We start from the raw sequence: 12,247 nt of genomic DNA on the forward strand, positions 1-12,247 counted from the left end.
CACCAACATGAACGAACACGGAAGTCCCGGATCGGGGATCGCCGGCCAAGAACCGAGTAGCGAGGCTGTGTCTCTTAACTCGGGCCATGTCGTCGGAGACGGCGGCATCCCCGAGCGGTTCACCAACCCCGGCCTGCCCCCGCACCAGCCACGCCACGCCGACCTCGACCCTAAAGCCGCCAAGCGCGCCGAGCGGCAGGTCCTGTTCTTCTTCACCCTGTCGATCCTGGGCACGATCGGCTTCGTCATCGCGTACTTCGCGATCGACCGCTCCACGCTGTTCTTCATGCCCTTCTTCGGCTACGTCAGCCTCCTACACACCGTCATCGGTGTGTGCATGGGTCTGAGCCTGCTCGGTATCGGCTTGGCCGCCGTGCACTGGGCCAAGACCCTCATGCCCGAAGAAGAGGTCGTGGAACAACGCCACGTTCTACGCTCCAGCGACGAAGACCGCATCGGCTTTGCTGAAACTCTCTCCGAGGGAGCTAAAGGCGCCCAGCTCGGACGCCGCCCCATGATCGGTATCCTCGGCGGCACCGCACTGGGCATCTTCGCCGTCCCGCCGGCCCTCCAGCTCGTCGGAGGTCTAGGCCCGCTCCCCGAAGCAGACCTGTCCGAAACTTTCTGGCAGACCGGCATGCGCCTCATGCGTGACCCCGAGATGACCCCCATCAAAGCCTCCGATGTCACTATCGGCTCGGCCTTCCACGTTCTCCCCGAGCACATGGAAGCCAGCCTGGCCGAGCTGGACAAACTCGGTTACGTCTCCGCAGAAGAAAAGCGCACCGGCAAGTACCGCTTTGACCAGGACCTGGAATACCTCGAGCGCAAAGCCAAGGCACCCGTCCTTCTCATGCGCCTGAACCCAGACGACATCGAAAGCCAAAAAGAACGCGACTGGGGCTACCAAGGCATCGTCGCCTACAACAAGATCTGCACCCACGCAGGCTGCCCCGTCGGCCTGTACGAACAGCAGACACACCACCTGCTCTGCCCCTGCCACCAGTCAACCTTTGACCTCAAGCAGGACTGCAAAGTGGTTTTCGGTCCGGCGCACCGCGCCCTGCCGCAGCTGCCGATCACCGTCGATAAAGAGGGATACCTCGTCGCTGCGGCAGGCTTCAAAGAACCTGTCGGCCCGAGCTTCTGGGAGCGTGGATGAGCACCACAACAGCCAACGACGCAGCAACCACCCCCGCCGATAACGGGCCCCGCAAGCCCGCAATAGGCGGAAAAATTGGTGGATGGTTCGACGACCGGACCGGCCTAGCTGGCCCCGTCCGTCACCTCCTTCACAAGGTGTTCCCGGACCACTGGTCCTTCATGCTCGGTGAAGTGGCGATGTACTCCATGGTCGCCTGCCTCATCACCGGCGTGTTCCTGACCATGTGGTTTGTCCCCTCCATGAACGAGGTGACCTACGAAGGCTCCTACGCGCCACTGAACGGCTTGCACGTCAGTGCAGCATTCGACTCCACCATGCACATCTCCTTCGAGGTGGCCGGTGGTCTTCTCATCCGCCAGATCCACCACTGGGGCGCACTGTTCTTCGTGGCCGCGGTCGGCCTGCACGCAGCACGCGTGTTCTTCACCGGCGCTTTCCGTAAACCCCGCGAGATTAACTGGGTCATCGGAACCGTCATGTTGCTGCTGGCCATGATCGAAGGTTTTGCCGGATACTCCCTACCCGATGACTTGCTCTCTGGAACCGGTCTGCGCGTGATGCAGGGCTTCTTGCTCTCCTCGCCGGTGATCGGTAGCTACATGAGCTACTTCCTCTTCGGTGGCTCGTTCCCCGGAACGATGATCATTCCCCGTCTCTTCACGGTGCACGCGCTGCTCATCCCAGCGATCCTCATCGCTCTGCTGGCAGCCCACCTGATTCTGCTCGTCGTGCAGAAACACACCCAGTACCCCGGCCCGGGCCGCACCAACGACAACGTCGTTGGCTACCCCGTCATGCCGGTGTACGCCGCCAAGGCCGGTGGTTTCTTCTTCATCGTGTTCGGTGTCATCACGCTCGTCTCGGCACTGGTGGCGATCAACCCCGTGTGGATGTACGGCCCCTACGACCCCTCGCCGGTGACCGCAGGTGTCCAGCCTGACTGGTACATGTGGTTCTCCGACGGTGCGCTGCGTCTGCTGCCCGGCTGGCTGGAGTTCGAGATCCTCGGCTTCACGCTTAGCCTCAACGTTGCGCTGGGCTCGATCGTCCTACTCCCGGTGGTCTTCATCATCATGGGGGCATACCCCTTCTTGGAGGCCTGGGTCACTGGTGACAAGCGTGAGCACCACCTGCTCGACCGTCCCCGCAACCAGCCGGTCCGCACCGCTATCGGTGCTGGAGCGCTCACGGCTTACCTGTGCTTGGCACTAGCCACCACCAACGACATCATCGCGATTAAGACAGGTCTGGCAATCAACGACATCACTGTCTTCTTGCGGATCTTCTTCTTCGTTGGTCCGGTTCTGGTGTTCTTCGCCGTCAAGCGGCTCTGCCTAGCTCTGCAGTTGCAGGACCGCGAGAAGGTGCTGCACGGCCACGAATCTGGCGTCATCCAGCAGACCGCTGATGGCCGCTTCTACGAGGTGCACGAGCCTCTGTCGGAGTACGAGCGGTGGGCACTGGCTGGCCATGAGGTGCAGCGCCCCTTGGAGCTTGTGACCGGGCAGGACGGCAACGGTGTTGACGCCCCCACCGCGGGCAACGACAAGCGCCGTGCCGCATGGTCACGCTTCTTCTTCAGTGACCGTGTTGAGCCGCCAACACCAGCAGAGGTAGAGGCTGCTCACCACCACGGACACGACGAGAACAATGACAGCCACGCTCTGACTGGCCGTCACTAACTCGCACTGCCCATTGCCGCCGCGGCGGGATCCCTCGAATTTCGGAGGATCCCGCCGCGGCGTTTGTTGTTCTGGCGCACTACCGTCAGAGAGCAACAAATACCTCGTGATCGGATAGAGGCCCATGAGTCACCTATACGTCAGCGACGAAGAGTTCGAGAAGATCGTTGGTGAAGCACTCGACTTAGTTCCCGCAGCTTTCATGGACCTTCTCGAGAATGTCGTTTTTCTCGTTGAAGCCAACGCTCCTGAACCAGGCCTTCTTGGCCTGTATGACGGTGTGCCTTTACCTGAAAGATCAGAATTTGACCTGCCAGTGTTGCCAGACCGCATCACCATCTACAAGAACCCCCTGCTGCAAATGTGCAACTCACGTGCACAGCTACGCCGGGAAGTTTCTGTGACCGTCGTGCACGAAATCGCTCATCATTTCGGTATAGATGACGCCACTCTTCACGAACTGGGGTGGGCTTAGGACCTAACGCATCAAAGCGGCAGATCTGCGAGGAACTCGCGGAAGGTGTCCAGGCCTTCGGCGCGAAGGGTGAAGTGAGCCCATCGACCCCGCATCTCCTTATCGATAAGACCAGCCTCAAGAAGCTTCTTGAGGTGATGTGAGAGCGTGGGCTGACTAACGCCGAACATCTCGGGCAGATGACAGGCACAGACGCTCGAGCAGCTATTTGCGGCAATGTGATGGAAGATGCGCAGCCGCACTGGATCCGATAGCGCTTTAGCGACGGCAGCTAGTTCCTCTGCGCGGGGAACGAGCATAGGCGGCAGATCGGGCCCGCAATCGTCGAACGCTTCGCCTTGTTGAGTCTGACTCGTCCCGCTGAGCGCTCTCGTCGTGGCCATAGAGAACCCACCTCTCAATATTGACATCCATCGATATGTTCACCATGCTCGATATATCGATATTTATCAATACAACTGTGGAAGAAGATCTGCCATGAGCAGCATCCATACTTTCGACCCCACCCTGTCCTGCAAAACTTTCCTCAATAACCCACCTCGCCACTTTTTCTTCACCGGCAAGGGAGGCGTAGGCAAAACCAGCATTGCCTGCGCCACGGCAGTGACACTGACCCAGCAGGGTAAGCGCGTTCTACTAGTCAGCACCGACCCAGCCAGCAACGTCGGGCACATCTTCGGCACACAGATCGGCAACACCATCACCCCGATCCCTGCTGCCGAGGGACTCGATGCATTAGAGATCAATCCCGAACAAGCCGCCGAGGCCTATCGCAACTCGATCATCGATCCCGTGCGCACCATTCTTCCTGCCACGCAGATCGCCACCATCACCGAACAGTTATCGGGCTCATGCACTACCGAGATCGCCTCATTCAACGAATTCACCACCCTGCTGGCCGATCCGACCAAGACCGCAGGCTACGACCACATCATCTTCGATACCGCACCGACAGGGCACACCATCCGGTTGCTGCAGCTACCCGGGGACTGGAGCGCCTACCTCGACAGAGGCAAAGGAGACACCTCCTACCTAGGCCCCATGGCAGGCCTGAAGAAAAATCAGGCTACCTATCGCGCCGCAGCGAACACCCTCACCGACTCTGAGAGCACCCGCCTAGTTCTAGTCGCCCGCCCTCAGAGAACGGCCCTGTGTGAAGCAGCGCGGACCCTGGACGAGCTCGCAGACCTCGACATTCACGCCACCCACCTAGTCATCAACGGCATTCTTCCTGACAGTGACGACGCTGACCCCCTATACCAAGCTATCCGTGAACGCGAACGCGTAGCGCTTGCAGCAATGACGCCCGCCCTGGCTACACTGCCCCGCGACGAGATCACCCTCAAGGGCACCAACATGGTCAGCATCGACTCCCTCACCTCACTCTTCAGTAGCCATGACACGCTCACCCACGCCAACGCCCCCACGATCGAGCTGCCCGATCAGCCACAGCTAGCTACCCTCGTCGACGGACTCTCCCCTGAAGACCATGGTCTGGTGATGACCATGGGCAAGGGCGGTGTAGGCAAAACCACCATCGCCGCCGCCATCGCCATCGCCTTGGCCCGACGTGGCAAGAAGGTGCTACTGACCACTACCGACCCAGCCGCTCACATCACCACCACACTCGAGAAAGAGCTCGAAGGTCTCGAAGTCAGCACCATCGACCCCATTAAGGCAACCCGCATCTACCGCGATCGCGTCATGAAAACCCAGGGCAAGGACCTTGATGAGGATGGGCGAGCTGCGCTCGCTGAAGATCTCATGAGTCCGTGCACCGAGGAGATCGCCGTCTTCCAACAGTTCAGCCGCGCCGTGAACCGCGCCCGGAACCAGTTCGTCGTCATTGACACCGCCCCCACGGGCCACACCTTGCTCCTCATGGACACCACCGGCTCGTATCACCGCGACATCGTCCGGCACTTGGACCAAAGACAGCGAAGCCGCATCACCACGCCTCTGATGCGCCTCCAAGACCCCAACTACACCCGGATCATCGTGGTCACTCTGCCCCAGAGCACTCCCGTTCTCGAAGCACAAGAACTCGCAACCTCCCTCGCGCGGGCCGACATCCACCCTTGGGCCTGGGTAGTAAACAACTCCCTAGCGGCTGCCCATCCCACCAGCACCCGGCTAGCCACTTACGCCCACACCGAACTCGACCACATCGACACAGTTCGTCAGGCTGCAACTCGCCTCGCGGTGGTTCCCACTCAATCCCGTGACCCCGGCGGATTGCCTGAGCTAACCACCCTCACGAACTAGATGGGGATAGAAACCTCTTCCTTGCCACGGGCGAAACTGTGGTTATTGAGCTGGCGTGGCAGAACGGCTGGCTGCAGGCGTTGGCTGCGCGGGCTCTATCGCACTGAGCTGTTTCCATTCTTTCCACGTGTACAGCCACACCGGCATGCCATCTTCTGGGGACATCTCCCGACTAGAACCAACAAACTCGGCGGGATCTCCAATGATCGTTCCGTTAAAGAACTCTCTTGCTGCCCCAGGACTCATATTCACGCAACCATGCGAGACGTTCCGATAGCCCTGCGCAGATACAGACCACGGAGCAGAGTGGAAAAACTCTCCCGTGTTCGTGACACGCACTGCGTACTTCACTTCAGTTTTGTAATAGTTCGGATCGTTAGCTCCGACGCCGAGAGTGCCTGCATCCATAACAAGGCTTTCATGCAGCTCAGTGATCACTTTGGTGCCTGACCGGGTTTCCCAAGAACCAATCTCCCGGCCTGCGCTAATCGGATACTGCGCTATGACTTTCCCGTTCTCGACCACTTTCATGTTGTGGTCGCTGAGATTGACTTTCACCACGCGTGCCCTGTTCGCGATCGTGAAAGCAGCTTTCTTACTCTTGCGGATCCACTTACCAGACCCAGTCTGAACGCCTTCCAGGTCAGCGTTGACTGAAACTTTCGTTTTCGGTTTCCAATACGACATAGGGCGCCACATCAGCGTGAACTGGTCAGTCCACCCCCATGCGCCTTTTGTTTTCGTGGAAGTTCGCACAGATACGCGTTTTTCTACTTCAGCGCGTTGCGCGTCGGTCTCCACCGGGCTGTCAAACCTCACCACCACTGGCATACCTACTCCCACCGTGGCCCCGTCGGGGGTAACCGTGTAGGTAGCGTCCACTTTCGGGGTAACTGTGGAAAATGTTTGCTCGATTTCGGTGGACTCGCCCGCCGCATTGACGGCAGTTGCTCTCACCACGTATTCGGTATCCAAAGAGAGTGGCTCACTATTGACCCACGTCCCTGTCTGGTCAATGGCTCCACTGAGCTTTCCTGGTTTGTCTTTAACGAAGACTTCCACCTTCGACAATTTGCCGTCGGTCGTGATCCGCAAAGGAGTCATCGGAGTGACATTCTTTGCGTTGTCTTTCACGGAAGATTCGACTTTAGCTGCCGGAGCAGACGTCGTCGTTTCGGTTCCGCCGTTACAAGAACTCAATCCAGCTGACCCGGCCAAGAGCACCGCTGCAGCCCATGTCAGCATGCGGGCACGCGCTGAGAACACGGGAATCGTCATCCTCTCCTTAGCCCCCATCAGCGTGCGTTACACACCACGCACGATTTGACGCTGGCAGCGTCTGGTCTGCCTGAGGCTAGCCAACTCATGAGCTTAGACCCGGCATTCAAAGACGTGCCTCTCCCCCTTGTATACCGAGGTCAGCCCTTTTTTCATCGCTGCCTCAGGTATATAAACATAGGCCGCAACACGAATGGCCGAGATCCCTCACAAATTGAGGGAATCCCGACCATTCAGGAGAAAAATTGACTCAGATTACGTCGCCGCGGAAGTACTCAAAGCACCATCCGAGCAAAGCAACAATGCTGAATACAACACCGATGATGAACATCCACCATCCGATAGCCAATCCAGCGAAAACGGTGGTCGCGCCGAAGGCCAGGAAGACCGGCCAGCCGGATCCAGGACTAAAGAAGCCGTAGTCGCCCGCAGCCTCGGCGATATCAGCACGAGGGTTGTCTGCTGGGTCCTCGTCGAGCTTCTTGCTCGCCGAGCGCAACCCGAACGTGCCCATGAGACTCATGATGCACAGCAGCCACAGTGCCACCGATCCGGTCCACTCAATCTGGCCTGTGGCGTTGGTCCAGAAAGTGTAGAGAACAGCAATCGGCAGGAAGAAAATTGCCATCAACGTGAAGACATTGCTGACTTCCCTCATCGCTGACCACCCTTCGCGTCGTTGTTGCTGGTGCCGCTGAGCTGACTGAGAACCTCACGGTCGGCGACCGGCGAGGCGACCTCAGCCACCTGCGGGTGGTGCAAGTCGAACGCGGGGCGCTCTGAACGAATCCGGGGGATGGAGTCGAAGTTGTGGCGCGGCGGCGGGCACGAGGTTGCCCACTCTAGCGACGCGCCATATCCCCATGGGTCGTCGACGGTAACCTTCGGCGCGTACTTCCAGGTCTTCCACACGTTGTAGAAGAAGGGAAGCATCGAGATCGCAAGCACGAACGAGGCAACCGTGGAGATCTGGTTGAGCAGGTGGACGTTGTCCTCGATGAGGTAGTCACCGTAACGGCGAGGCATGTTCTGCATACCCAAGACGTGCTGAACAAGGAAGGTGCCGTGGAAGCCGAAGAACAACAGCCAGAAGTGCAGCTTGCCGAGCTTCTCGTCGAGCATCTTTCCTGTGAACTTTGGCCACCAGAAGTAGTAGCCAGCGAACATCGAGAAAACAACCGTGCCGAAAATCGTGTAGTGGAAGTGTGCCACCACGAAGTAGCTGTCCGAGAGGTGGAAGTCCAACGCTGGGCTGGCGAGCACAACACCGGTCAGCCCACCGAAAAGGAAGGTGACGATGAAGCCGATCGTCCAGAGCATGGGCGTCTCGAAGGTGAGCGATCCGCCCCACAAGGTGCCGATCCAGTTGAAGAACTTCACGCCGGTAGGAACTGCGATCAGCATCGTCATGATCGAGAAGAACGGCAGCAGCACCTGACCGGTGACGTACATGTGGTGAGCCCACACCGTCACAGACAACGCGGCGATAGCGATCGTGGCGAAGATCAGACCCTTGTAACCGAAAATCGGTTTACGGGAGAACACCGGAAGAATCTCCGAGACGATACCGAAGAACGGCAGCGCGAGGATGTACACCTCAGGGTGACCGAAGAACCAGAACAGGTGCTGGTACAGGATGGGACCGCTGTGTGCCGGGTCGTAGATGTGCATGCCGAACATGCGGTCACCAGCAAGAGCGACCCAGGCCGCAGTCAAAACAGGGAAGGCCATCAATACCAGGATCGAGGTAACAACAACCGTCCAGCTGAACACAGGCATCCGGAACATTGTCATGCCCGGTGCGCGCATGCAGGTGGCGGTGGTGATGAAGTTGACCGCACCCATGATTGAGCTGAAACCGGTCACAGCGAACCCGAGGATCCACAGGTCTCCACCCAGGCTGGGGCTGTAGGTGGCGTTCGACAGCGGCGTGTAAGCAAACCAGCCGAAGCTCGCGGCACCTGAAGGCAGGAGGAAGCCGGAGCAAGCAACCAAGCCGCCGAAGAGGTACAGCCAGTAGGCCAGCGCGTTCAAGCGGGGGAACGCTACATCGGGGGCTCCGATCTGCAAGGGAAGCAACGCGTTCGCGAAACCAGCGAAGAGAGGAGTCGCAAACAGCAGCAGCATGATCGAGCCGTGCATCGTGAACATCTGGTTGAACTGCTCCAGGTTGCGCACGATCTGCAACCCTGGGTCGAACAGTTCAGCGCGGATCACCAGCGCGAGGAGGCCACCAAAGCAAAAGAAGAACATCGTGGTGGCGAAGTACATCATGCCGAGCAGCTTGTGGTCGGTGGTGGTGAGGATCTTGCCCACCAAGCCGCCCTTAGGGCCACGCGGTTGTTGTGTGCTCTCAGTACGTTCGATGAGGGCGCTCATCCGATCAATCCCTTCCGCTGATGGACGGCTGGTTCGGGGCCATCGGGTGACGGTTCAAATCTGTTCCGAGGATCCCGGTTTTACCTGCGGCGCGAAGCTTTTCGATGTGTGCGTCATATTCGGCCTGGGGAACGACCTTGACGTTGAAAAGCATGGTGGCGTGGTAGGCGCCGCACAGCTCCGCACACTTACCTTGGAATGTGCCCACCTGGGTGGGGGTCACCTGGAACTTGTTGACGTTGCCGGGCACCATGTCGAGCTTTTGCTGGAAAGCCGGGACCCAGAACGAGTGGATGACATCACGCGATGTCAAAGTGAACTCGACGCGCTTGTTCACCGGGAGATAGAGAGTCGGGAGAGTCTTAGAGACGCCGTCTCTACCGGTCAGATCTGCTTGCACACCGGAGTCGTGGACGTTGGAGTCCATGTAGTTGAAGTCCCAGCTCCACTGCTTACCGGCGACGTTGATAACAACATCGGGCTTCTGCGAGGTGTCAGACAGGACCCGCTCGTCCTGGTAAACGAAGTAGAACATTACCCCGACCATCATGACCGGGATCACGGTGTAGAGCATCTCGATCGGAACGTTGTACCGCAGCTGCGGCGGGAGGCCGACGTCGTCTTTTTTACGTCGGAACCGAATCATGCAGTAAATCGTCAAACCCCATACCAGGGCACCAACGGCCAGGGCAGCGATCCACATACCGATCCACAACTGCGTGACTCGTTGTGCACCTGTGGTGGCGCCGTAAGGAAGCCACCCCGTGGAAATGTCTCCTTTACCGCACGCGGTGAGCGCGACCATGAGCAGGCCGACCGTACCGACCGCGGTGGTCAACCGCCGGGCACGGCTCCTCGTCGGTGTGAGTTGTTGCGTGCGCAATGTGCACCTTCCATCCAGATCCATCGGCAAGCATCGGGCCTCGACCCTGCCGCGACGACGCGGCTTGAACCCAGTTAGCCACAACCGACCCTGAGTGTGACCTGGAAGTCAGATGAGAGACTTAGGCCACGTCGATACCGACTGCAAGCATACGTCGCTCGACGACACGATCGGGGCCGGTCGTCTCCCTACAAGCAATGGAATTACTCAATTTGGGAACTTTTAGCCCCTCTCACGCGACCCCTAAGCGCTACACCCTTCCCTTCGGCTGTCGCACAGGGGTCGTAGAGCATTCTTTCAGATCACGCAGTGCTGGACATGCCGCCTCGCCCATTCGCTAGCGAACCCTGCCGGGACGGGCAGTTGCACAGCTTGCTGTGCCGCCACTATGTACTCATCCCTGCTTATTTCGCTCACACCTAGGCTGGCCAGGTGCGCAGTAGCCCACTGGACATCAATAAGGCGTCGCTCATCGCCGTCATCGCCAACAATGTCGACCAGCTCCATCAGTGCCACCTTGGACGCATCTCTGCTTGCGTGGAACATCGATTCGCCAGCAAAAAGACCACCAATGCTGACTCCATAAAGGCCACCTACTAAATCCCCGCCAGACCAAACCTCCACTGAATGAGCCCACCCCATCTCGTGGAGAGCCACGTATGCATCCACGATGTGATCGGTGATCCACCGGCCCTGCCGATTCGGGTCAGCGCATCTACGCATCACCGCCTCAAAAGCGCGATCCACGCTCACCATGTAATGCCGCGCAGACTTACGCAACGACCGATGTACTCGCAGATCAGCCGGGCGGAGCACACCACGCTGCAACGGCGACCACCACCCCATCGGCTCGGCCCCGCACTCCCCCAACCCCATGGGAAAAACACCATTGATGTACGCGTGCAACAACGTCGCCGGGTTTAGATCACCACCAACCCCCACCAAATCGTCTTCCGGAGAGGGCCGCAGCGACGGAAGACCGCTACGGCTCCCCGGAACAACAGGTGGGAAAACGGGATGCCCCGGACCCCGACTTTCCTCACCCATCATGGCTGTACCTCGGCAATTCGTTCATGAGGTACATCATTAACTCACTCAGGCAAACGTAGGCAGGTGCGCGCCGATCTCGTTGGCAGCTTCCTCGCCGTACGCCGCACGCAGACGCTCCAAAGCGTTACCGAGGTTGTGCTCGTACTCCTGGGTACCGACCGTCTCAACTACGTGAGTGGCAAGCATTGCGCCAGTCTGAGCGCAGCGCTCGTGAGAAAGACCCCAGTGCAGTCCCGCGAGGAACCCAGCCCGGAAAGCGTCGCCAACACCCGTGGGGTCAACAACTTTCTCTGCAGGAACAACGCCCACCGTGATCGACTCGCTGCCCTTGGTGGAGATAGTCACGCCATCTTTACCGTGAGTGATGACGCGAGTGGTAACCCGCTGGGCGATCTCTTCGGAGCTCCACCCCGTCTTCTGTTCGGTCAAGTGGGCTTCGTACTCATTGGTGAACAAGTATTCGGCACCGTCGATGAGGCGGCGGATATCTTCACCCTCCATGAAGGCAAGCTGCTGCGAGGGGTCGGCTGCGAACTTCATGCCACGCGAACGGCACTCATCGGTGTGACGAACCATCGCCTCTGGATCATTGGGGCCAATAAGAACCAGGTCGAAACCGCCAACCGACTGCGAGATCGGCTCAAGCTCGATCTCACGCGCCTCAGACATAGCACCGGGATAGAAGGTTGCGATCTGAGCCGAATCACGGTCCGTTGTGCAGGTGAAACGAGCGGTGTGGCGCTCGGTCGAAACCTTGACACCCTTGGTGTTCACGCCGTGACGGTCGAGGGTGTTCACGCCGTGACGGTCGAGCCACGCACGGTAGTCATCAAAATCGACACCGGCGGCCGCCACCAGGTACGGCTCCAAACCAAGGACACCCATACCGAAAGAAATGTTGCCGCCCACGCCTCCACGACGCACCTGCAAGTCGTCAGCGAGGAAAGACAGGGAAACTTTGTCGAGCTGCTCAGCCACGAACGAGTCATGGAAACGCCCCGAGAACGTGAGCAGATTGTCATGGGCTAGAGAACCAGTGATAGCAATACGCACTCCACCACGGTATCCGA

At 59.0% G+C, this 12,247-nt stretch carries 12 protein-coding genes; 5 read left to right on the plus strand and 7 right to left on the minus strand.

Features of this window, described 5'->3' with window-relative positions:
- The first annotated feature begins 7 nt into the window (after positions 1–7).
- The 3 genes from qcrA to CKV89_RS09230 all read left to right on the plus strand — a co-directional run bounded on the left by qcrA (position 8) and on the right by CKV89_RS09230 (position 3,322).
- Positions 8–1,162 carry a cytochrome bc1 complex Rieske iron-sulfur subunit gene (qcrA, locus tag CKV89_RS09220; RefSeq protein ID WP_028326425.1) on the plus strand — a complete coding sequence of 385 codons (1,155 nt, stop codon included), beginning with the start codon at positions 8–10 and terminating at the stop codon, positions 1,160–1,162.
- Entirely contained in the window at positions 1,159–2,847 is a 1,689-nt protein-coding gene (gene qcrB / locus CKV89_RS09225; RefSeq protein WP_034400390.1) for a cytochrome bc1 complex cytochrome b subunit, read from the plus strand. Before qcrA ends, qcrB begins: the two co-directional genes overlap by 4 nt.
- 124 nt (positions 2,848–2,971) lie before the next feature.
- Positions 2,972–3,322, plus strand: coding sequence for a metallopeptidase family protein (locus CKV89_RS09230; protein WP_028326426.1), 351 nt, complete (start codon positions 2,972–2,974; stop codon positions 3,320–3,322).
- 11 nt (positions 3,323–3,333) lie between these two features.
- Here CKV89_RS09230 and CKV89_RS09235 read toward each other — a convergent pair whose 3' ends face one another.
- Positions 3,334–3,621: an ArsR/SmtB family transcription factor gene (locus CKV89_RS09235; protein ID WP_197697048.1), complete on the minus strand. Its 288-nt coding sequence runs from the start codon at positions 3,619–3,621 to the stop codon at positions 3,334–3,336.
- 178 nt (positions 3,622–3,799) lie between these two features.
- On the opposite strand from CKV89_RS09235, the gene arsA reads away from it, so the two are divergent.
- The gene (gene arsA / locus CKV89_RS09240) at positions 3,800–5,587 is read left to right on the plus strand and encodes an arsenical pump-driving ATPase (RefSeq protein ID WP_051277117.1); all 1,788 of its coding nucleotides are present in this window, start codon (positions 3,800–3,802) and stop codon (positions 5,585–5,587) included.
- 42 nt (positions 5,588–5,629) lie between these two features.
- Here the strand turns inward: arsA and CKV89_RS09245 are convergent, their stop codons facing one another.
- A complete protein-coding gene (locus tag CKV89_RS09245) occupies positions 5,630–6,691 on the minus strand; it encodes a L,D-transpeptidase (RefSeq protein ID WP_157728106.1) in 1,062 nt (353 codons plus the stop codon).
- Between the two features lie 4 nt (positions 6,692–6,695).
- Here CKV89_RS09245 and CKV89_RS11930 point away from each other — a divergent pair, with 4 nt between their 5' ends.
- On the plus strand, positions 6,696–6,914 hold the full coding sequence (locus CKV89_RS11930) for a hypothetical protein (RefSeq protein ID WP_157728107.1): 219 nt from the start codon (positions 6,696–6,698) through the stop codon (positions 6,912–6,914).
- Positions 6,915–7,115: 201 nt separating this feature from the next.
- Here CKV89_RS11930 and CKV89_RS09250 read toward each other — a convergent pair whose 3' ends face one another.
- The 5 genes from CKV89_RS09250 to CKV89_RS09270 form a co-directional block, all read right to left on the minus strand.
- Positions 7,116–7,523 (minus strand): cytochrome c oxidase subunit 4, encoded by a 408-nt coding sequence (locus tag CKV89_RS09250; RefSeq protein ID WP_028326428.1) that lies wholly within the window; start codon positions 7,521–7,523, stop codon positions 7,116–7,118.
- Positions 7,520–9,244 carry an aa3-type cytochrome oxidase subunit I gene (gene ctaD / locus CKV89_RS09255; protein WP_034400392.1) on the minus strand — a complete coding sequence of 575 codons (1,725 nt, stop codon included), beginning with the start codon at positions 9,242–9,244 and terminating at the stop codon, positions 7,520–7,522. Before ctaD ends, CKV89_RS09250 begins: the two co-directional genes overlap by 4 nt.
- A 4-nt stretch (positions 9,245–9,248) precedes the next feature.
- Positions 9,249–10,082, minus strand: a complete 834-nt coding sequence (gene ctaC, locus CKV89_RS09260) for an aa3-type cytochrome oxidase subunit II (protein ID WP_456236319.1) — start codon at positions 10,080–10,082, stop codon at positions 9,249–9,251.
- Between the two features lie 342 nt (positions 10,083–10,424).
- Positions 10,425–11,177: a leucyl/phenylalanyl-tRNA--protein transferase gene (aat, locus tag CKV89_RS09265; protein WP_231935376.1), complete on the minus strand. Its 753-nt coding sequence runs from the start codon at positions 11,175–11,177 to the stop codon at positions 10,425–10,427.
- A gap of 45 nt (positions 11,178–11,222) precedes the next feature.
- The gene (locus tag CKV89_RS09270) at positions 11,223–12,230 is read right to left on the minus strand and encodes a carbohydrate kinase family protein (RefSeq protein WP_028326431.1); all 1,008 of its coding nucleotides are present in this window, start codon (positions 12,228–12,230) and stop codon (positions 11,223–11,225) included.
- Positions 12,231–12,247 lie beyond the last annotated feature (17 nt).

This window comes from Dermatophilus congolensis (assembly GCF_900187045.1).
Lineage (GTDB): Bacteria > Actinomycetota > Actinomycetes > Actinomycetales > Dermatophilaceae > Dermatophilus > Dermatophilus congolensis.

Coding starts and splice junctions, on each gene's coding strand:
- qcrA (WP_028326425.1), top strand. CDS start 8: ATGAACGAACACGGAAGTCCCGGATCGGGGATCGCCGGCCAAGAACCG.
- qcrB (WP_034400390.1), top strand. CDS start 1,159: ATGAGCACCACAACAGCCAACGACGCAGCAACCACCCCCGCCGATAAC.
- CKV89_RS09230 (WP_028326426.1), top strand. CDS start 2,972: ATGAGTCACCTATACGTCAGCGACGAAGAGTTCGAGAAGATCGTTGGT.
- CKV89_RS09235 (WP_197697048.1), bottom strand. CDS start 3,621: ATGCTCGTTCCCCGCGCAGAGGAACTAGCTGCCGTCGCTAAAGCGCTA.
- arsA (WP_051277117.1), top strand. CDS start 3,800: ATGAGCAGCATCCATACTTTCGACCCCACCCTGTCCTGCAAAACTTTC.
- CKV89_RS09245 (WP_157728106.1), bottom strand. CDS start 6,691: ATGACTCCTTTGCGGATCACGACCGACGGCAAATTGTCGAAGGTGGAA.
- CKV89_RS09250 (WP_028326428.1), bottom strand. CDS start 7,523: ATGAGGGAAGTCAGCAATGTCTTCACGTTGATGGCAATTTTCTTCCTG.
- ctaD (WP_034400392.1), bottom strand. CDS start 9,244: ATGAGCGCCCTCATCGAACGTACTGAGAGCACACAACAACCGCGTGGC.
- aat (WP_231935376.1), bottom strand. CDS start 11,177: ATGATGGGTGAGGAAAGTCGGGGTCCGGGGCATCCCGTTTTCCCACCT.